Here is a 20,976-nt window from a genome sequence, read left to right on the forward strand (position 1 = left end):
GTGCAGAACCGGAAAAAAGTGGTATCATTTCTGTATATGTCTGCGGTGTAAGACTGCATATCTGCTACAAAAGAAGGAGGAGTATTTTTGAAAAAGAACAAATATGAAATCGACATGTGCAACGGCACGATTATGGACAAGCTGATTTCCTTTTCGCTGCCGCTGATGGTGTCCGGCATTCTGCAGCTGATGTTCAACGCTGTGGATATCATCGTCGTCGGACGGTTCAGCGGAAGCCAGGCGCTTGCGGCTGTCGGATCGACAACGGCACTCATCAACGTGTTCATCAACCTGTTTATGGGAATCTCGCTCGGTGCGAATGTGCTTGCGGCGCGGTATTATGCAGCGGGGCGCGACCGGGAGATGTCGGAAACGGTACATACATCGATCATGCTGGCGCTGATCAGCGGCGTTGTGATGGCGTTTGTGGGCGTATTTTTTGCAAAAGGCGCGCTGGAGCTGATGGATACGCCGGCGGATGTCATTGATCAGTCGGCATTGTATATGAGAATTTACTTTATGGGAATGCCGTTTTTCATGCTGTACAACTACGGTGCGGCGATTCTGCGTGCCGTCGGCGACACGAAGCGGCCGCTGTATTTCCTGATTGTATCGGGTGTGATCAACGCTGGTCTGAATATGTTCCTCGTGATCGTGTTCAGCCTCGGCGTGGCAGGTGTGGCGATTGCAACGGTGGTTTCGCAGGCGATCTCCTGCGTGCTGGTTCTGCGGTGCCTCTATAAGAGCGAGGGAAGTTATCAGCTCCGGTTCTCGAAGCTGTGCCTGAAAAAGGATTACATCATCCCGATTTTCCAGGTCGGCATCCCGGCGGGTATTCAGAGTACCGTCATCAACTTCTCGAACGTGCTGCTGCAGTCATCCGTCAATTCCTTCGGTTCGATTGCAATGGCAGGCTACACGGCGGCCAACAATGTGCTGGGATTTTTATACACCTCAGTCAACTCCGTCACCCAGGCGTGCATGAGCTTCACAAGCCAGAACTACGGTGTCGGAAAATACAAACGAATGGATAAGGTGCTGATCGACTGCCTGATTCTCTCCAGCGGCATCGCACTGGTGATGGGTGGCGGCGCGTATCTGTTCGGTACGGAAATCCTGCAGATTTACACCGGGGACCCGGAGGTTATCCGCTGCGGTATGGAAATTCTGTCGATCACGACGGTTCCGTATTTCCTCTGCGGCATCATGGACCTCTTCCCGGGAGCCCTGCGCGGTATGGGATGCTCGGCGGTGCCGATGATTCTGTCCGTCATCGGAACGGTCGGAACGCGAATCGTGTGGATCTTCGGCATTTTCCCGCAGCACCGCTCGCTGTATGTGCTGTTCATTTCGTATCCGGGATCGTGGATCATCACGATTATCCTGCAGGTGATCTGCTATCTGATTGTGCGGAAGAAAGTCTACAGCCGGGCAGCAGCCGTATAAAAAAGAGAAAAAAGACAAAAAGCCAGAAAAACCGCGGATAAATCCATTTTTAGGTGGAATTATCCGCGGTTGTGTGATAAGATGGCCGTATGCGAAGAGGCAGGTAGAAGATACAGGGACACCTGCCTCTTACTCTGTGAAAAAGGAGAGAAGAGAGAACATATGAAAAAGTTTTATGCATGGTATCAGAAGCATATTACAGGTGCGATCTTTACCGGACTGATTCTCGGTATCTTAACCGGACTTCTTCTGGCGGACCGCTTTACGCCGATTCTGACCGTAACCGGCGTCATCGGCGGCATCTACATGAACGCCTTGAATATGATGATTTTCCCGATGGTATTCTGCTCAATTGTCATGGGCATCTGCAGCATCGGAAATGCAAAAACGACAGGTAAGATCACCGGCTACTCGATGATTTTCTTCCTGTGTACCACCGCGATTGCAAGTGCAGTCGGCATTATCATTCCAAGACTGATCCGCCTCGGAAAGGGAGTCCATTTTGAGATGGCAACTTCCGATATCCAGGCGACCGAGATGACCAGCATCCTCGACACGATCAAAAACCTGATCCCGTCCAACCCGGTGAAAGCATTTGCGGAGGGCAACATGCTCCAGGTACTCGTGTTCGCTGTCGTTGTCGGCTTTACGCTGATTGCGGTCGGAGAGAAGGGACAGCCGCTCTTAAACGTGATCGACTCCCTGAATGAGGTCTGCTTAAAAGTCATCAGCACCGTTATGTACTTCACCCCGATCGGTGTCTTCTGTACGATCGTGCCGGTTGTCGAGGCAAACGGAACCAAAACCATCGTTTCCCTGGCAACCCAGCTCATCATTCTGTATGTGGCATTCTATGGATTTGCGATCGTCGTCTACGGCGGCGCTGTAAAACTCATCGGAAAGACGAGTCCGGTCAAGTTCTTTAAGGCGATCATGCCGGCAGCCCTGAATGCATTCGGAACATGTTCCAGTTCCGCGACGATCCCAATCAGCAAGCGCTGTGTCGAGAAAGAACTCGGCGTTTCGAACCAGATCAGCAGTATCGCAATCCCGCTTGGTGCCACTGTCAACATGGATGCGGTATCGATCCTGATGTCGTTTATGATCATGTTCTTCGCAAATGCCTGCGGCATCAGCGTCAGCATTTCGATGATGGTGATCATTCTGCTTGCCAACGTCCTGCTTTCTGTCGGAACACCGGGTATCCCGGGCGGCGCGATCGCATCATTCGCAGCACTCGCCACGATGGCAGGTCTTCCGGCCGGCGTCATGGGCGTTTACATCAGCATCAACACACTGTGTGACATGGGTGCCACCTGCGTCAACGTCATCGGCGATATGGCAGGCTGCGTTGTGCTGCAGGAGAAAATCAAACTGGAAGAAAACTAAAAAATGTTACATAGAAAAAGAGGGATTCCTTTCACGGGAGTCCCTCTTTTGCAATGCGTAAAATAAATTAAATATAGTCCGAAACATATGGAATATGGTGGAAGAGCAGGTCGTCCAGGCATTCCACAGTCTGCGGCGTTGTTTCGATGCGCGCCATCTCATACAGCTTGGAAGCCGTCTTGTAGCCGAGCAGCAGTGTCGTGAGCGATGCGATCGTCATTTTCATCACATGGTCCGGCTCGCGGTCGGTCGGCACACAGTGTCCTTTTTCAAAGAAGAATGTGAAGCTGTCATTGTTCCACGGAAGCAGCTCATCCTCGATCTCAAAACGGATACACACATCCGGCTCGTCCGGGTCGCAGGCGTAATGTTCCATAAACTGCACGACATCGATGATACGCCCCATCGAGTACGGGCGAATCGTTTCTTTGATATCGCTGTCCTCAAGCTCGAACGCGATGGGTTCACTGTAGTAGTTATTTCCTTTGACCTCATCGATCATGGAATCGTGTGCATGAATATACTCCCAGAGTCCCAGCTGCGCCTCACGGTTCAGATAGATCATCTCTTTGATATGCATGATATCGGAGCTGATCAGATAGACCATGTAGCCGTACGGCACATCATCAGCGGAATAGTAGATCGCAACGACGGTATCATCCTCATCCCAGCGGAAATATTCTTCCCACGCCAGATTGTTGCGGTAGAGGCAGCCGTGCGTCTTCGAAGCAAATTTGGTATGTAGTTCCTTAAAATCCTTGTCATCCCATGCCACGCGGCGCACATAGCCAGGGGCTTTGAGTTTCCGCGGCACCTGCGTGTCCTTGATGGTGTATGTCATCTTATTGGAAATGATTTCCCATCCAAGATTCCGGTAGAGCGGAATAGAGTAGGGATAGAGAAGCGCAAAGGAACGGTGGTTTTCCCGCATGCGCGTGAGACTCCGGATCATCAGCTTTTTCATGATGCCCTGGCCGGTGTATTCCGGGTAGGTGCAGACGCTGGTGACAAAACCGACGGGATAGCGGACACCGTAGATATTCATGTCCAGCGGATAAACCGCGAACTGTGATACCAGATCCTCCTCGCAGAAACAGCCGAGCACATCGGCACGGACGAGAACCGGGAATTTGGACTGCTTGATTTCATCGTCTTTCCATCCGCTTTCGGAAAGCTCCTGCTCTGTAACCTGAAAGGCGTAGCGCAGAAGTGCATTGTACTGCTCTGCGTCGTCGATGGTCAGCGGGCGGAAGGTTAAGTTCGAATCTTTCGTTTGAATCATGGATTACTCCCTCATTTTATTGTGAATCAAAGTATAGTGAATCAGATACTTTATTTTTTCGTAAATATTCTATCATAAGAAATGGAATTTGTGCAGTTAAAAATAAAGCCCATTCCGCAAATTTGGTAAAAAGATCAAAATAGTGTTAGAAATCGGATAAAAACTTCAAGAAACAGACAAAAAAAATTAATAAAATGAAAAACATACAGGGACAGTCTGCGCGAAAAAGCAGACATACGATTTCCAGGGTGACTGCGTTGAGATCGACGTGTTCAATCCGGAGACAAGAAAATATGTCTGGGACGTATGCAAGAAGAACTACTACGATTACGGCATCAATGCTTTCTGGCTGGATAACTCCGAGCCGGATTACGGTGTTTACGATTTCGATCATTACCGCTATATTGAAGGACCGGCGCTCTCCTGCAGCAACATCTATCCGCAGTTATACAGCCGTGTCTTCTATGATAAGAAGAAAAAACCGACCGCGTAAAACCGGTCGGTTTTTTTGAATAAATTTCCATTACAGGACGGTTTTTGTACACTTTTTTCTTGACGAAACGGGAAACAATCGTTACACTATTATGTATAACTGTAATTAAAATGGGAAAATGTAGCAAAACGCGGAAGCACACAAAGGGGTAATGAAGTTTTGTGTGTACCGGGGAGAAGAGAGGGAAACAGATGAATCAGACCGAATTGCCGGAATGTGAAAAAATAAATAAGAAAGAGCCTTCTAAGGATGTTCAGATGACACAGAAACAGGCAGAACGTCTGGTGGAACATCTGAAGAATATTTTCATGTATGTGCGGGTTCTCCGTCCGGATGAGATCGGATATTTTATTATCGATGAAGAGAATGGCAAGCTGTGTGAATGCTACGCAGTATGGAACAAAGCGATGCCGTGCCTTAACTGTATTTCCGAAAAAGCCCTGCGGGAGAAATCGCAGAAATCAAAACTGGAATGCATTGCGTCGAATGTGTATCAGGTCATTGCAAGATACGTGGAGATCGAAGGAGAACCATGCGTGATCGAGATGATCAACCGTCTCGACGATGAAACACTGATGGACTCCGAAGGACGCCAGAATCTGGTAAGCAAGCTGAACAGCTACAGCGAAGAGCTGTATCGTGACGCGCTGACCGGAGTATTCAACCGCCGCTACTTCGAAGACCAGATCCGGGACGCCAGCTTTTGCTGCGGCGTAGCCATGATCGATCTCGATGATTTCAAATTATACAACGATACATACGGCCACAATGCCGGAGATATGGCGCTTGACACCATTGTAAAGACCGTCAACCGCTGCACCCGACGTACCGACCGTCTGATCCGCTTAGGAGGAGACGAATTTCTGCTGGTTCTGCCGGAGATGGATGAGGAAAACTTTGTACAGAAATTAAAACAGATTCAGTCACAGATCCATGAGGCACAGGTGCCGGGCTACTCGAAGATGCGTCTTTCCGTCAGCGTAGGAGGTGTTCTGACAAGAGATGAGACGATCGGCGAAGCTGCGATGCGTGCCGATCAGCTGATGTATCTTGCAAAACAACGGAAAAACATGGTTGTCACCGAGAAAGACCAGATCCTGGGTTGTCAGGACGATGTTGTCCGTCAGGAAAACCGCAGAGAAAAACAGCGCATCCTGATCGTGGATGATTCCGAGATGAACCGTATCATCCTCTCGGAGATTCTGCAGGATGAATACGATATCATCGAGGCTTCCACCGGCGAAGAGTGCCTGCGTCTGCTGGAAGAATACGGAACAGGCCTTGCGCTGATCCTTCTGGATATCGTCATGCCGGGCATGGACGGTTTCGGAGTGCTTGACTACATGAACCGCAACCACTGGATCGAAGAGGTTCCGGTCATCATGATATCGAGCGAGGATTCCACCGCATTTGTGCGCCGTGCGTATGAGCAGGGTGTATCCGATTATATCAGTCGTCCGTTTGATGCAAAAGTTGTTTACCAGCGTGTCTTCAACACGATCAAATTATATGCAAAACAGCGCCGTCTCGTGACGCTCGTCACCGAGCAGATTTACGAAAAAGAGAAAAACAATCAGATGATGATCAGTATCCTGAGCCATATCATGGAATTCCGGAATGGCGAGAGCGGACTTCATGTCCACCACATCAACGTTCTGACCAGTATGCTCCTCGAGCGTCTGGTACAGAAGACAGACCGCTACCACTTAAGCTGGTCCGATCAGCTGATGATCACAACGGCATCCGCGCTGCACGATATCGGAAAGATGGGCATTGACGAGAACATTTTAAATAAGCCGGGAAGGCTGACGAAAGAAGAGTTCGAGGAGATGAAGAAACATACCCTGATCGGAGCGTCCATGCTGAAGAGCCTGGAACTGTATCAGGACGAGAAGCTGGTACAGATTGCGTACCAGATCTGTCGCTGGCATCATGAGCGGTACGACGGAAAGGGTTACCCGGACGGCTTAAAAGGTGAGGAGATCCCGATTGCAGCCCAGGTTGTATCGATTGCCGATGTTTACGATGCGCTGACAAGCGAGCGTGTCTACAAATCGGCATACACGCACGAGAAAGCCATCGAGATGATCCTGAACGGCGAGTGCGGTACCTTCAGCCCGCTGATGCTCGAGTGTCTGCTCGATATCAAAGATGCCATCTGCGAGGAGCTGAACACCATATCCGAAGAAAAACAGACTTCGATTCAGATTGAAAAGCTGAAAAAGAATCTGAAATCGGGGGGGGGCAGAGCTGAGTTTTCTGAACTCTGATGAGAAGTTATCCACAGAAGATGCCTGGGAGAACAGGTATCATGCGGATTCGAAAGACGATCTTAAATAAAAATATACCAAAACCCATGGATTTCTGAAAAGATTCCATGGGCTTTTCGCACTTTTGTGCAAATTTTTGTTGTGATTCCGGAGGACAACTGCTATAATAACAGAAAATGTCAAAAAATACGACAAAAATACCGGAAGAGGGCTGTGCGAACAAGTACACACAAGTCTGGAAAGGATAAAAACATGAATCAGTTGGAAGTATTACGAGAGAGCCTCGGACAGTGCGATGAGATTATTCTGGATGCGCTGCTGATGAGAAACCGTATTGTCGAGGACATTATGGTATATAAAGAAGCAAATAACGTGCCGATTCTCCAGCCGGAGCAGGAAGCAAAACAGAAGGAATGGCTGGAACGCCGGATGCAGGAAAAACGCCATAAAAACGAAGTTGCGGATGTTTTCGAGAGCATCACAAGAAACAGTAAAAAGATTCAGGCAAGAAAGCTGTTCAATTATAATATTGTACTGATTGGCTTCATGGGAGCCGGAAAGAGCACCATTTCCGATTATCTCAAAACCGTGTTTGCCATGGATATCATCGAGATGGATCAGATCATCGCAGAGCGTGCCGGTATGAGCATCTCCGATATTTTTGAGACTTACGGCGAACAGTATTTCCGTGACTGCGAGACGAATCTTCTGATTGAAATGCAGTCGAGAACAAACGTTGTCATTTCGTGCGGCGGCGGAACTCCGATGCGTGAGTGCAACGTTGTAGAGATGAAAAAGAACGGCCGCGTTGTTCTTCTGACTGCAAAGCCGGAGACGATTTTAGACCGTGTCAAAGACAGCCACGACAGACCGCTGATCGAGAACAACAAAACCGTTCCGTTTATCGCGGATCTGATGAGCAAGCGCCGTGAGAAATATGAGGCCGCAGCCGACATTATCATCGAGACGGACGGAAAGAGCGAGCTGGAGATCTGTGAGGAGCTGATCCACAGCCTGCGGCAGATGGATGCAAAAGCGGAATAAAAGAGAAAAAGCAAAGAAAAAGAAGAAGCAAGAAAAAGCAAGAAAAAGAAAGAAAAAGAAAGAAAAAGAAAGAAAAAGAAAGAAAAAGAAGAAGGAGAATGCTGTGTGCGACGGCAGCCTCCTTCTTTTCCTTTTGATACCGAATTGTTGCGCACTTAAAAAATACAAAATGTGTAGGAAAAAAGATTGACAAAAAAGATATTTTTCGATATTCTGATAAAAGTTGGGCTAAAATCACGTGAAAAGAGTGAAAAAACAAGGTATTATTTCGTGCTATTGTCCGAATAAGAGAAAAAATTCAGGATAATTATATGAAAAACAATGGCCCGTGTGCAGACATAGCCGGATCAGCTGGGGAGGGTCTGCGGAAAACAAAGGAGGAACACCAATGAGAAAAAGAAACAAAGTCGTTTCTCTGCTTTTGGCAGGATGCATGGCAGCCGGTCTTCTGGCCGGATGCGGAAGCAGCGGAGAGGCACAGGTAGCAACTGCTGACAATGCTACAGCGGCATCAACCAGTACTGGAGCAGCGGATTCTGCAGCACCGGAGACTGCAGGTGAAGTGGACGGACAGATCAATCTTCGCGCGGTATCCTTTGGAAACAACTTCGATGTACAGGATATGGGATGGCGCTGGATGATGGCAGAGTGCTACGAAGGACTGATGCGTGACGTAGCAGATGAGAACGGAGACCGTTTCGAGTACGCCGGTGCAGAATCCATGGACGTATCCGACGACGGACTGGTTTATACCTTCCATCTGAGAAAGGATGCAAAATGGTCCGACGGACAGCCGGTTACCGCAGCAGATTATGAGTACGGATGGAAACGTCTGTTAAATCCGGAATACGGCTATTCCTATTCTTTCTTCCTGTTCAACGTAGTAGGAGCAGAGGAGTATTATAACGGACAGGGCTCTGCCGATGAGATCGGAATCAAGGCAGTGGACGATTACACCTTCGAGGTTACCTTAAAGGTAGCGGATCCGACCTTCCAGTCCAAGCTGGTAGCAACTCCGCTTTACCCGACCCGTCAGGATGTCGCAGAGGCAGCCGGAGACCAGTGGGGAAAAGACTGGACAAAATGTGTCTACAACGGACCGTTTGCCATGACCAACCTGGTAGAAGATAACTCCATGACATGGGTGAAAAATGACCAGTACTGGGATAAGGACAACGTAAAACTGAATCAGGTAAACTGGTACTGTGTAGCAGAGAACGCAACAGCAGCAACCATGTTCGATAACGGACAGCTGGACGTTTTCGATGCAGCAGGCGATTACATTGCAAAATATGACAAAGAAGTAGAAGCAGGCAATATGCAGACCATGACCACCGAGTACCCGGGAACTATGGTTCTGTGCTACGAGCAGTCTGAGGGCGGAAAATCTGGTCTGATGAAAAACGTAAACATCCGCAAGGCAATTTCCTACTCCATCAACCGTGAGGAGATGGTATCAGCTGTTTACGGAAGATACACCGCAGCTTACGGCTTCGTTTCCCCGGCGATCACGCTCGACGGAACTTCCTACCGCAAGCAGGCGTCGGAGACCATGAAAGAGGAATATGAGCAGTATGCAGGAGATGCAGACAAGTTAAAAGCACTGTTCCAGAAAGGCCTTGATGAGCTTGGTATCACCGACAAACCGGAAGACATCACCATTACACTGCTGTCCCAGGGTTCTGCTACCGAGAATCAGCTCGAGAGAGAGTACCTGCAGCAGTCCATTTCCCAGAATCTGGGCGTAAAGGTAGAGCTGAATACCGTTGGCGATTACCAGATGTTTGCAAACGAGCGCGATAACAAGAACTACGATATCTTTGTAGGCGGATGGTTCAGCGATTACAACGATCCGCTGGATTTCCTGAACGTCATGAAGACAGGCGTTTATGATTCCTACGGCCTCTATAGCAACAGCGAGTACGACAGCCTGATCGATTCTCTGACCGGAGAGAACGACAACGCAAAACGCCTTGAGATTTACCAGAAGCTGGAAGATCTGCTGGTTGCACAGGATTGTGGTGTTGCACCGCTGTACTACTCTGATAAACATTACTATTATCAGAACTGGGTAAAAGATTTCTACACATCCTCCTTCGGCGCAAGCCAGGAGCTTTACAGAGCATCTGTACAGAAATAAAAAAGCAGCAAAACAGAAGAAATGAGGGAAGAAGGGCTTATGAAACAATAGGCTCTTCTTTCGCTATCATAATAAAATTCCGGTCGGAAAAGACCGGACAGGGAGAGGATTTTTATGCCAAAATATTTACTGCGCCGTTTTGCAGAAATGCTGATCACACTGTTTCTGATTGCAACGGCCACGTTTTTCCTTCTGGAAGCGGTTCCGGGAGATCCGCTGACGGAGCGTGCGAGCAAGCTCTCGCCGACCGTAAAGGAAAACCTCTATAAGCGCTACGGCCTCGACAAGCCGATGATGGAGCGCTATGTGATCACAATGAAGGGAATCTGCAAGGGAGAGTTCGGGGAATCTGTTGTCTATGCGGGACAGACGGTACAGAAGCTGATTCATGACCGTCTTCCGGTATCCGCCCGCCTTGGTATCCAGCAGGTGCTGGCCGGTATCACGATCGGTCTGTTGCTTGGAATTCTTGCGGCAATGAGGAGGGGAAGCTTCTGGGACTATATGGTGATCGCCCTGTCGGTCCTCTTGATTTCCATTCCGAACCTGATCTTTGGTCTGATGCTTCAGAAAATTTTCGCAGGTAACCTGAAGGTTCTGCCGACGATCGGCTGGCCTGCGGGAAAGGATCTGTGGTTCGGAGGATGGGAATACACGATTCTTCCGACCCTGACAGGATGCTTTTCTTATATCGCAACGTATGCGCGTCTGCTGAAAACCTCGATGCTCGATGTGATCAATCAGGATTACGTGCTGACTGCTGAATCGAAGGGCTTAAGCCGCGGACAGATTATCCGCCGCCATATCCTTCGGAACTCGTTTATCCCGGTTATCACACAGCTTCCGATGTCGGTTGCCATGTGTATCACAGGCTCCTTCTTCATCGAGAGCATCTTTTCCATCCCGGGAATCGGACAGTATTATGTGACGGCGGTCAATAACCAGGATCTTTCCATTATCATGGGAGAGACGGTTATTATCGCAGCACTTTACATCGGTGTTCTCTTTATCACGGACCTGCTGTACGTGGTCGTTGACCCGAGAATCAGTCTGACAGGAAAGAGCAGATAAGGAGGATATTATGGCAGCATTAACACCGGAAAAATTTAAAGTAATAGGATACACCGAGGAAGATGCGAACCGGATTGACCGCCCGACCATTTCCTACTGGCAGGACGCCTGGAGACGGCTCCGCAAAAATCCGATCGCAATGGGATCTCTTGTTGTGCTCGGCATTCTGCTTGTCATGGTCATCATCGGACCGCATATCAAAGGATATGATTATGTATCCATGAATATCGCCGAGAAAAACCAGGGCGTATCGTCAAAATACTGGTTTGGAACCGACAACCTGGGACGTGACCTCTTCTCAAGAGTCTGGGTCGGCGCGCGGGCATCACTGATCATCGCGATCGTTGCAACGGCAATCAAACTCATCATCGGAACGGTATATGGCGCGCTGATGGCACATTTCGGCGGCTGGGTCGATGAGGTTCTGATGCGGATCATCGAGGTTATCAACTCGATTCCGTCTCTGCTTCTTACGATTCTGATCATGATGATTCTTGGAAATAACCTGTTTGCACTTCTGGTCGCGCTTAGTGTCACCGCATGGTGTAACACGGCACGTCAGGTGCGCGGTATGATCAAACAGCTCCGTGAGACGGAATACGTTTACGCGGCGGAGGTGCTCGGTGCAAAACCGCTCCGCATCATCTTAAAACACTATGTACCGAATATGCTGGGTATCCTGATTCTGGATACGGCGACGGCAATCCCGATGTTTATTTTTACGGAGGCAGGTCTTAGCTTCCTCGGCATCGGCCTCAAGGCACCGTCGATCAGCCTTGGTGTCCTGATTTCGATGGGACAGCAGAACATGGATTTCTATCCGTCACAGCTTCTGTTCCCATGTCTCGTGCTCTGTATCATCGTTATGGCATTCAACCTTCTGGGAGACGGCCTGCGCGATGCCCTGGATCCGAGACTTCGCCAGTAATAAGTGGGAGATAACGATATGAACGAACAAAACAATCCGATTCTGGAAGTAAAAAACTTAAGAGTCTCTTATCACACCTATGCCGGTGAAGTAAAGGCAGTCCGCGGTGTACAGTTTTCTCTCGAGAAAGGTCAGGCGCTCGCAATTGTGGGCGAATCCGGCTGCGGAAAATCTGTAACGGCGAAATCCATCATGGGCCTCATCAAGGCGCCGCAGGGTGAGATGAAAGAGAACAGTGAAATTCTCTACAATGGAGAGAATATTCTGAAATACAACAAAAAACAGTGGCAGCATTACAAAGGCGGCGAGTGTGCAATCATTTTCCAGGATGCGCTGGCTTCCTTAAATCCGACGATGCGTGTCGGAAAACAGATTATGGAAAATCTGATGGGCCACAAAAACATGACAAAACAGGAAGCGGCAAAGGAGGCTGTCGAGATGCTGCGCATGGTCGGCATCCCGGAGCCGGAAAAACGTGTCAGACAGTATCCGCACGAATTTTCCGGCGGTATGCGTCAGCGTGTTATGATCGCGATTGCATTTGCCTGTGATCCGAAAATTCTGATCTGTGACGAGCCGACGACCGCGCTCGATGTGACAATTCAGGGACAGATTCTCGATATTATCAAAAATCTGCAAAAGAAAAATCAGACGTCCGTCATCATGATCACACATGATCTCGGTGTTGTGGCAAATATCGCACAGAAGATTGCTGTTATGTATTCCGGTATTATCGTGGAAAGCGGAACGTGTGAGGATATTTTCTATCGTCCGCGTCACCCGTATACCTGGGCGCTGATCCGTTCCGTACCGCGTCTGGATCTGAAAAACAAGCAGGAACTCGCGACAATTCCGGGAACTCCGCCGGATCTTTTAAACCCGCCGGTCGGATGTCCGTTCTGCACGCGGTGCAGCTACTGTATGCCGATCTGTAAGGAAGAGATGCCGGAGGCAACGGAATTCGGCGGCGAGCATAAGGCTGCCTGCTGGCTCCATCACCCGATGGCACCAAAAGTAGAAATGCCAAATCTGGAAGGAGGAGAACTGTAATGGAAAATAACGAAAAAGAAGTGCTTTTTTCCGTTTCCCATCTGAAAAAATATTTTCAGGTCGGAAACCATGCGACCTTAAAGGCCGTGGATGATGTCTCCTTCGAAATTTACAAGGGTGAGACACTTGGAATGGTTGGCGAGTCCGGATGTGGAAAGACAACGTGCGGCCGTACCTGCATCGGCCTGTATGACAAGACCGACGGACAGGTGCTCTACAAGGGAACCGATGTCCATGCGTTAAACGGAAAAGAGCGGTTTGCCTTCAAAAAACAGGTACAGATGGTCTTTCAGGATCCGTATGGATCGCTTGACCCGCGTATGACAGTTGCCGATATCATCGGCGAGGGAATCGATATCCATCATCTGGCGAAGAATAAAAAAGAGCGCCAGGAGATGATCTACAAATATCTGGAACTGGTCGGACTGAACCGCGAGCATGCGAACCGTTTTGTGCACGAGTTTTCCGGCGGACAGCGCCAGCGAATCGGTATTGCGCGTGCGCTTGCCGTGCAGCCGGAGTTCATCGTTCTCGATGAGCCGATCTCCGCACTCGACGTTTCGATTCAGGCGCAGATCGTCAACCTGCTTGTGGACTTACAGAAGAAGATGGGTCTGACCTATCTTTTCGTTGCGCATGATCTGTCGATGGTCAAACATATTTCCGACCGTGTGGCGGTTCTGTATCTGGGAACGCTCGTCGAGCTGACGACATCCGAGGAGCTGTACGCCAACCCGCGCCACCCGTACACACAGGCACTGCTCTCCGCGATTCCGATTCCGGACCCGAAAGTAGAGGCAGAGCGCGACCGCAAAAAAATCCGCCTCGAAGGCGAGGTGCCGAGCCCGATCAACACGAAGCCGGGCTGCAAATTCCAGGGAAGATGCAAGTACGCAAAAGACATCTGCCGACAGCAGATGCCGGAATTAAAAGACGTGGGCAACAATCACTTTGTGGCATGTCATTTCTGCGATGCGTTAGAAGAAAATAAGGAATTATAAAACATGGAAAAGATAAAGAACATCTGCCGTGATCTCGGCAAAGCATTTACAATCGGCCTGCTCTCCGGCGGCGCTGCGGCAGCTGTGCTGCTGCTGGGAGGATTCCTCTTTGGGGGATTCACGTTCCGCGCTGCCCTTGAGGCGGCGAAAGACGGCCTGCTGCTGATCGCGGCCCTCGGCATGTTCGTGATCGCCGGAATGCTGATGGTAAAAGGCAAAAACCCGGAGAAATTCACGCAGAAGGAAAAATGGCGCGTCCACTTTGCCGTGCTCGGATATAAGAGTGTGTTCGCAGTTCTCTGCGTTTCCTGGGTGCTGTGGGCGGCAGCGGCGGATTATCTTTTGTATCGGATGTGAAAATAGTTTCTATAAATAAAAAGAGAATTTTGCAGACTGTAAAAATGAGGTCCGGCAAAATTCTCTTTTTTCGTTTAGTCGTTATTCGTCTTCGAGACGGGAGATAACCATCTCCATGGATTTCTGATATTCTTCATCCGAAGAATTGTAGAACAGCATCAGATCGAGGCAGCTGCTCATTTTCTTCAGTGCTTCCGGGATGGAGTAGTCGATCGTTTTCACATATTCATCCCAGTGCTCCAGCTTCCACGTATCGCGCACGGAGTTGCGGTCGATCATGCGCTGGTGGCAGATCTCCGGTTTTGTGACAACCCAGATCACAACAAGCTTTGCCCCATGGTCAGCGAGCTTTTTGGAGAAGTTTTTCAGGAACTTCTCATCATGCACTTCGCGTGTGAATGGTGCGTTGATCAGCACAATATCGTCATACTCGAGTGCTTCCAGTCCGAAATTGACCGTTACTTCATATTCATAATCGCGGATATTCTCCTCGAAGAAATCAGAACTGCGGTTGATTTCCTGTCCGCCCGCTTTGAAAACGCGGTTCGACAGCGGAATGACCGTGTCCTTGTCGAGATAAACAACGTGTTTCAGCTCCTTGGCGAGCTGTTTTGAAATGTATGTCTTTCCGCACGCCGGCGGCGAGGTTACGAGGATCATCTTTTTCATCGTTTGTATGTCTTCCTTTCCAGTTGAATCAAAAAAAATCACTCCTAGCATTATAGAAAATTTGGGAAAAAATTGCAAGAGAAAAGACGGTTGTGCCAGAGAAAAAATTGTCTTATAATAAAATAAGATTTTTATGCCATCACGGAGAAAATAAATGGAGGAAAGACAATGAGCAGAGCAAATACACGAGTTGTGAAAATCGGCGACCGGGTCATCGGAGGCGGAAATCCGATTCTGATCCAGTCCATGACGAATACCAAAACAGAAGATGTGGAGGCAACCGTAAAGCAGATCCAGGCGCTCACGGAAGCCGGATGTGACATTATCCGATGCGCCGTCCCGACCATGGAGGCAGCCAGGGCGCTGTCCGAGATCAAAAAGCAGATCTCGATTCCGCTTGTAGCAGACATTCATTTTGACTATCGATTGGCGATCGCCGCGATCGAAAACGGAGCCGATAAAATCCGCATCAACCCGGGCAACATCGGCAGCCGCGACCGGATCCAGGCGGTTGTAGATGCAGCAAAAGAACGCCAGATTCCGATCCGCGTCGGCGTCAACAGCGGTTCACTCGAAAAAGAGCTGGTGGAAAAATACAACGGCGTAACGGCAGAGGGCCTGGTGGAGAGCGCGCTCGACAAAGTGCGGATCATCGAGGAGATGGGCTATGACAATCTCGTCATCAGTATCAAATCGTCTGATGTGATGATGTGTGCAAAAGCGCATGAGCTGATCACGAACCAGACGGATCATCCGCTTCATGTCGGCATTACGGAGGCAGGAACGCTGTATTCCGGCAACATCAAATCGGCAGTGGGGCTCGGTATTATTTTATATCAGGGCATCGGAGATACGATCCGTGTTTCCCTGACCGGCGATCCGCTCGAGGAAATCAAATCCGCAAAACGGATCTTAAAGACCCTGGGACTTCGAAAAGGCGGCATTGAGGTCGTATCGTGTCCGACCTGCGGACGGACCCAGATTGACCTGATCGGACTGGCAAACCAGGTGGAAACACTGGTGCAGGGCTACGATCTTGATATCAAGGTTGCCGTCATGGGCTGCGTGGTCAACGGACCGGGCGAGGCAAAAGAGGCGGATCTTGGTGTTGCAGGCGGAAAAGGCGTCGGCATTTTAATTAAAAAAGGTGAAATCGTGAAAAAAGTACCGGAGAGCGAGCTGCTGTCCGTCTTAAAGGACGAGCTGGATCACTGGGGCAAGTAAAAAAGAAAGCAGGAATAGGAATGGAAAAACAGTTTCAGGAAGTATTTCCGGATTTGAGAATCGAAGGGGGCATGGCAGAGCTTCTCGATACCGTGGAGGTTTCGCGGGTATCGATCAATAAGAAAAAAGATCTGCTGCGGATCTATGTGGTCAGCCATCAGTGGATTCACAAAAAATATATTTATCAGCTGGAGCGCCAGATCGAGGAGCAGCTCTTTTCCAACGTGCCGCTGCGCGTGAAGATTATTGAGCGGTTCTATCTGTCGCGCCAGTATACGCCGGAAAACTTTCTGGAGGTGTACCGTCCGAGTATCCTGCTCGAGCTGAAAAACCACAGTGTCTTTCTGAATCATCTGTTTTCGACTGCCGAGATTACCTTCCCGGAGACGAACAAAATGCACCTGGTGCTCGTGGATTCCGTTGTGGCAAAGGAGCGCGAGGAGGAGCTGGTCCACATTCTCGAGAAAATCTTCTGTGAGCGGTGCGGCTTCGACCTGATCGTGGAAACCGAGATGAGAAAGCCGGAGGGCGAGAGCCGCGCCATGAGAAATTCCGAGCTCCGCATCCGGGAGGAAGTGCGCCACGTTCTGGCGCATACCCATTACGGTGAGATGCTCGGCGAAAAAGAGCAGAACCGGATGGAAGAGCAGGCGGAGGCAGCAGGCGAACAGCCAAAAGCAGCCGCAGCAGCCAAGGGCGGCGAGGCGAAAAAAGAAAAAGCAGCAGACGGCGGAAGGGGAAAAGGTTTTTCCGGCGGCGGACGCGGTTCCTTCAAGAAAGGCAAGGGCAGTTTCAGCCGGAATGCGGACAATCAGCCGCGCAAATCCTCCAATCCGGATGTGCTGTACGGAAGAGATTTCGAGGATGAGAGCGTGGAGATTCTGAAAATCGGCGATGAGATCGGTGATGTTGTCATCCGAGGAAGAGTCCAGAGTGTGGATATGCGCGAGATCCGGAATGAGCGTACGATTTTCATGTTCACGATCACCGACTTTACGGATACCATCGGCGTCAAGATTTTCGTCCAGAACGCGGAAGTGCCGGAATTAAAGGATGCGATCAAAAAAGGCGCGTTCATTAAAGTAAAAGGAAAAACGACGGTTGATGCATTTGACCACGATCTGACGGTTATGTCTGTCTGGGGCATCAAGAAGATCACCGATTTCCGTACCGGCCGTCAGGATACGAGTCCGGTGAAGCGTGTGGAGCTGCACTGTCATACAAAGATGAGCGATATGGACGGTGTCACCGATGCTGCCCGTCTGGTACAGCGTGCCTACGAGTGGGGCCATCCGGCGATCGCGATCACTGACCACGGCGTGGTGCAGTCCTTCCCGGAGGCAAACCATGCGATCGAGGCGATCGACGGCGCTTACCGGAAAAAATACCAGGCAGAGCACCCGGATGCGACAAAAGATGAGCTGAAAAAAGTTTCGGCTCCGTTCAAGGTCATCTACGGCATGGAGGCTTATCTCGTCGACGACTTGAAAGATATCGTTGTCAACAGCAAAGGACAGGACATCCACGGAAGCTACGTTGTGTTTGATATCGAGACGACGGGATTTTCCCCGGTTGTCAACAAAATCATTGAGATCGGTGCCGTCCGTGTGGAAAACGGAGCGATTGTCGATAAGTTTTCCACCTTCGTCAACCCGAAAGTCCCGATCCCGTTCCGGATTGAGAACCTGACCGGCATCAACGACAACATGGTTCTTGACGCGCCGGACATCGAAACGGTGCTGCCGAAATTCCTGGAGTTCAGTGAGGGAGCCGTTATGGTTGCCCACAATGCTTCGTTCGATATGAGCTTTATCGAGCACAACTGCGTCCTGCAGGGGATCGAGCGGGAATTTACAACGGCGGACACCGTCGCCATGGCGCGTTTCCTGCTGCCGGGCCTCAACCGTTTCAAGCTGGATACCGTTGCGAAGGCGGTCGGCGTATCGTTGGAAAACCATCACCGTGCGGTGGACGATGCCGGCTGTACGGCGGAAATTTTCGTGAAATTCGTAAAAATGCTGGAGGAGCGCAATATTCTGACTCTGGATGACCTGAATGCGCAGGGAAAAGTATCGGAGGAGGCTGTGCGCAAGCTTCCATCGTACCATGCGATCATTCTGGCAAAGAACGAGACGGGACGTGTCAATCTGTACCGCCTCGTGTCGGAATCCCACCTGAAATACTACAACCGCCGGCCGAAGCTGCCAAAGAGCGTCTACCTGAAATACCAGGACGGTCTGATGATCGGATCTGCCTGCGAGGCGGGCGAACTCTACCAGGCAATCCTGCGCGGTGAACCGGATGCGGCGATTGCGCGTCTCGTGGACTTCTACGATTATCTGGAAATCCAGCCGATCGGCAACAACGCGTTCATGATCAAAAAAGAGGACGTTTCTGCCGTAGAGAGCGAGGAGGATTTAAAAGAGATCAACAGGCGCATCGTCAAACTTGGCGAGCAGTTCCATAAGCCTGTTGTGGCAACGTGCGACGTCCACTTCATGGATCCGCAGGACGAGATCTACCGCCGCATCATCATGACCGGAAAAGGTTTTGACGACGCGGATGAGCAGGCACCGCTGTTCCTGCGCACTACCGAGGAGATGCTTGAAGAGTTTTCGTATCTCGGAAGTGAGAAAGCGGAGGAGGTCGTCATCACCAATCCGCGCAAAATCTCCGACCTTGTCGAGAAAATCTCCCCGATCCGTGCCGGAAAATTTCCGCCGGTCATCGAGGATTCCGACAAGACACTGCGGAGAATCTGTTACGACCGCGCGCATGAAATCTACGGCGAGGAGCTGCCGGAGATCGTTTCCGCGCGCCTCGAACGGGAGCTGAACTCCATTATTTCCAACGGATACGCCGTTATGTACATCATCGCACAGAAACTAGTGTGGAAGTCGAACGAGGACGGCTACCTCGTAGGATCGCGTGGTTCCGTCGGTTCCTCGTTCGTTGCGACGATGGCGGGAATCACGGAGGTAAACCCGTTGAGCCCGCATTACTACTGCGAGTCGTGCCATTACAGCGAGTTCGATTCACCGCGCGTCAAAGAGTACGTCGGGCGCGCCGGATGCGATATGCCGGACGCCGTCTGCCCGAACTGCGGCAAGCCGCTGAAAAAAGCGGGATTTGATATCCCGTTCGAGACGTTCCTTGGATTCAAGGGAAACAAAGAGCCGGATATCGACCTGAACTTCTCCGGTGATTACCAGAGTAAGGCGCACAAATACACAGAGGTTATTTTCGGCGCCGGTCAGACGTTCCGTGCGGGAACCATCGGTACGCTGGCGGATAAAACAGCGTTCGGTTACGTGAAGAACTATTACGAAGAGCGCGGCCAGCACAAACGGAACTGCGAGATCGACCGGATCGTGGAAGGATGCACCGGCATCCGCCGTACCACCGGCCAGCACCCGGGCGGTATCATCGTTCTGCCGTTCGGTGAGGATATCAACTCCTTCACCCCGGTGCAGCATCCGGCGAACGATATGACAACCGACATCATTACGACCCATTTCGATTACCACTCCATTGATGCCAACCTCTTAAAGCTCGACATTCTCGGACACGATGATCCGACCATGATCCGTATGCTCGAGGATATCACGCACCTTGATGCGCAGACGATTCCGCTCGATAACCCGGAGGTCATGTCGCTGTTCAAGAGCACCGAGGCGCTCGGCATCAAGCCGGAGGACATCGGCGGCTGCCCGCTTGGATGTCTTGGCGTGCCGGAGTTCGGTACCGATTTCGTTATCCAGATGCTTCTGGACACGAAGCCGCAGTCGTTCTCTGACCTGATCCGTATCTCTGGTCTGTCGCACGGAACCGACGTATGGCTCGGCAATGCGCAGACATTGATCGAGGAGGGCAAGGCGACGATTTCCACCGCCATCTGTACCCGAGACGATATCATGATCTACCTGATCGACAAGGGACTCGAAAGTGAGCTTTCCTTTACGATCATGGAGAGTGTGCGAAAAGGAAAGGGCTTAAAACCGGAGTGGGAAGAGGAGATGAAGGCACATGACGTGCCGGACTGGTACATCTGGTCATGTAAAAAGATCAAGTACATGTTCCCGAAAGCCCACGCGGCGGCGTACGTCATGATGGCGTACCGCATCGCTTACTATAAAATTTTCTATCCGCTGGCGTACTATGCGGCGTACTTCTCCATTCGTGCGTCCGCATTTTCCTACGAGCTCATGTGCATGGGACGCGACCGGCTGGAATATTATATGAAAGATTACGAAAAACGGAAAGACACGCTGACTCAGAAGGAGCAGGCAACCGTCAAGGATATGAAGATTGTCCAGGAAATGTACGCCCGCGGCTTCGATTTCGTGCCGGTGGACCTCTATAAGGCACAGGCGCACCGCTTCCAGGTCTACGATGACAAACATCTGATGCCGGCGCTCGACTCGATCGAGGGTCTGGGCGACAAGGCGGCCGACGCCGTTGTCCTTGCGGCACGAAACGGAAAATTCCTCTCGAAAGATGATTTCCGCGACCGCACCAAGGTCAGCAAGACGATTATCGACTTTATGGCGGACCTCGGTGTCTTCGGAGATCTGCCCGAAAGCAACCAGTTTTCGCTGTTCGACTATTAAAA

14 protein-coding genes and 1 pseudogene are annotated in these 20,976 nt (G+C 50.4%); 13 read left to right on the plus strand and 2 right to left on the minus strand.

Features of this window, described 5'->3' with window-relative positions; genetic code table 11:
• Window positions 1-114 precede the first annotated feature (114 nt).
• Both DWX32_RS05780 and DWX32_RS05785 read left to right on the plus strand, forming a co-directional pair.
• Window positions 115-1,446 (plus strand): MATE family efflux transporter, encoded by a 1,332-nt coding sequence (locus DWX32_RS05780; RefSeq protein WP_117509898.1) that lies wholly within the window; start codon window positions 115-117, stop codon window positions 1,444-1,446.
• A 162-nt stretch (window positions 1,447-1,608) separates the two neighbouring features.
• Window positions 1,609-2,835, plus strand: a complete 1,227-nt coding sequence (locus DWX32_RS05785) for a dicarboxylate/amino acid:cation symporter (protein ID WP_118659407.1) — start codon at window positions 1,609-1,611, stop codon at window positions 2,833-2,835.
• A 67-nt stretch (window positions 2,836-2,902) separates the two neighbouring features.
• On the opposite strand, the gene DWX32_RS05790 is transcribed toward DWX32_RS05785, so the two are convergent.
• On the minus strand, window positions 2,903-4,117 hold the full coding sequence (locus tag DWX32_RS05790) for a GNAT family N-acetyltransferase (protein WP_022462381.1): 1,215 nt from the start codon (window positions 4,115-4,117) through the stop codon (window positions 2,903-2,905).
• Between the two features lie 241 nt (window positions 4,118-4,358).
• On the opposite strand from DWX32_RS05790, the pseudogene DWX32_RS05795 reads away from it, so the two are divergent.
• The 9 genes and pseudogenes from DWX32_RS05795 to DWX32_RS05835 all read left to right on the plus strand — a co-directional run.
• A pseudogene (locus DWX32_RS05795) lies at window positions 4,359-4,610 on the plus strand (TIM-barrel domain-containing protein); the annotation flags it as partial.
• Window positions 4,611-4,801: 191 nt separating this feature from the next.
• Complete coding sequence (locus DWX32_RS05800; protein WP_330421818.1) at window positions 4,802-6,880, plus strand: diguanylate cyclase; 2,079 nt, start codon at window positions 4,802-4,804, stop codon at window positions 6,878-6,880.
• 252 nt (window positions 6,881-7,132) lie between these two features.
• Window positions 7,133-7,924: a shikimate kinase gene (locus DWX32_RS05805; protein ID WP_022462671.1), complete on the plus strand. Its 792-nt coding sequence runs from the start codon at window positions 7,133-7,135 to the stop codon at window positions 7,922-7,924.
• A gap of 388 nt (window positions 7,925-8,312) precedes the next feature.
• The gene (locus DWX32_RS05810; RefSeq protein ID WP_117802379.1) at window positions 8,313-10,064 is read left to right on the plus strand and encodes a peptide ABC transporter substrate-binding protein; all 1,752 of its coding nucleotides are present in this window, start codon (window positions 8,313-8,315) and stop codon (window positions 10,062-10,064) included.
• 114 nt (window positions 10,065-10,178) lie between these two features.
• Window positions 10,179-11,135, plus strand: coding sequence for an ABC transporter permease (locus DWX32_RS05815; protein ID WP_117509869.1), 957 nt, complete (start codon window positions 10,179-10,181; stop codon window positions 11,133-11,135).
• 10 nt (window positions 11,136-11,145) lie between these two features.
• A complete protein-coding gene (locus DWX32_RS05820) occupies window positions 11,146-12,063 on the plus strand; it encodes an ABC transporter permease (protein ID WP_022462668.1) in 918 nt (305 codons plus the stop codon).
• An 18-nt stretch (window positions 12,064-12,081) separates the two neighbouring features.
• Window positions 12,082-13,113 (plus strand): ABC transporter ATP-binding protein, encoded by a 1,032-nt coding sequence (locus DWX32_RS05825; protein ID WP_118659408.1) that lies wholly within the window; start codon window positions 12,082-12,084, stop codon window positions 13,111-13,113.
• Window positions 13,113-14,114, plus strand: a complete 1,002-nt coding sequence (locus tag DWX32_RS05830) for an ABC transporter ATP-binding protein (RefSeq protein ID WP_022462666.1) — start codon at window positions 13,113-13,115, stop codon at window positions 14,112-14,114. The genes DWX32_RS05825 and DWX32_RS05830 overlap by 1 nt, the downstream gene beginning before the upstream one ends.
• 3 nt (window positions 14,115-14,117) lie before the next feature.
• On the plus strand, window positions 14,118-14,471 hold the full coding sequence (locus DWX32_RS05835; protein WP_055219923.1) for a hypothetical protein: 354 nt from the start codon (window positions 14,118-14,120) through the stop codon (window positions 14,469-14,471).
• A gap of 81 nt (window positions 14,472-14,552) precedes the next feature.
• Here the strand turns inward: DWX32_RS05835 and DWX32_RS05840 are convergent, their stop codons facing one another.
• Window positions 14,553-15,140 (minus strand): AAA family ATPase, encoded by a 588-nt coding sequence (locus tag DWX32_RS05840; protein ID WP_117802383.1) that lies wholly within the window; start codon window positions 15,138-15,140, stop codon window positions 14,553-14,555.
• A 168-nt stretch (window positions 15,141-15,308) separates the two neighbouring features.
• On the opposite strand from DWX32_RS05840, the gene ispG reads away from it, so the two are divergent.
• Window positions 15,309-16,364, plus strand: a complete 1,056-nt coding sequence (gene ispG / locus DWX32_RS05845; RefSeq protein ID WP_117509872.1) for a flavodoxin-dependent (E)-4-hydroxy-3-methylbut-2-enyl-diphosphate synthase — start codon at window positions 15,309-15,311, stop codon at window positions 16,362-16,364.
• Window positions 16,365-16,384: 20 nt separating this feature from the next.
• The gene (locus DWX32_RS05850; RefSeq protein ID WP_022462662.1) at window positions 16,385-20,974 is read left to right on the plus strand and encodes a PolC-type DNA polymerase III; all 4,590 of its coding nucleotides are present in this window, start codon (window positions 16,385-16,387) and stop codon (window positions 20,972-20,974) included.
• Window positions 20,975-20,976 lie beyond the last annotated feature (2 nt).

The sequence above is a fragment of the Blautia sp. AF19-13LB genome, from assembly GCF_003479105.1.
Classification (GTDB): Bacteria; Bacillota; Clostridia; order Lachnospirales; family Lachnospiraceae; genus Fusicatenibacter; species Fusicatenibacter saccharivorans.

Coding starts and splice junctions, on each gene's coding strand:
- ispG (WP_117509872.1), top strand. CDS start 15,309: ATGAGCAGAGCAAATACACGAGTTGTGAAAATCGGCGACCGGGTCATC.
- DWX32_RS05825 (WP_118659408.1), top strand. CDS start 12,082: ATGAACGAACAAAACAATCCGATTCTGGAAGTAAAAAACTTAAGAGTC.
- DWX32_RS05815 (WP_117509869.1), top strand. CDS start 10,179: ATGCCAAAATATTTACTGCGCCGTTTTGCAGAAATGCTGATCACACTG.
- DWX32_RS05840 (WP_117802383.1), bottom strand. CDS start 15,140: ATGAAAAAGATGATCCTCGTAACCTCGCCGCCGGCGTGCGGAAAGACA.
- DWX32_RS05850 (WP_022462662.1), top strand. CDS start 16,385: ATGGAAAAACAGTTTCAGGAAGTATTTCCGGATTTGAGAATCGAAGGG.
- DWX32_RS05790 (WP_022462381.1), bottom strand. CDS start 4,117: ATGATTCAAACGAAAGATTCGAACTTAACCTTCCGCCCGCTGACCATC.
- DWX32_RS05805 (WP_022462671.1), top strand. CDS start 7,133: ATGAATCAGTTGGAAGTATTACGAGAGAGCCTCGGACAGTGCGATGAG.
- DWX32_RS05835 (WP_055219923.1), top strand. CDS start 14,118: ATGGAAAAGATAAAGAACATCTGCCGTGATCTCGGCAAAGCATTTACA.
- DWX32_RS05820 (WP_022462668.1), top strand. CDS start 11,146: ATGGCAGCATTAACACCGGAAAAATTTAAAGTAATAGGATACACCGAG.
- DWX32_RS05830 (WP_022462666.1), top strand. CDS start 13,113: ATGGAAAATAACGAAAAAGAAGTGCTTTTTTCCGTTTCCCATCTGAAA.
- DWX32_RS05810 (WP_117802379.1), top strand. CDS start 8,313: ATGAGAAAAAGAAACAAAGTCGTTTCTCTGCTTTTGGCAGGATGCATG.
- DWX32_RS05780 (WP_117509898.1), top strand. CDS start 115: ATGTGCAACGGCACGATTATGGACAAGCTGATTTCCTTTTCGCTGCCG.
- DWX32_RS05800 (WP_330421818.1), top strand. CDS start 4,802: ATGAATCAGACCGAATTGCCGGAATGTGAAAAAATAAATAAGAAAGAG.
- DWX32_RS05785 (WP_118659407.1), top strand. CDS start 1,609: ATGAAAAAGTTTTATGCATGGTATCAGAAGCATATTACAGGTGCGATC.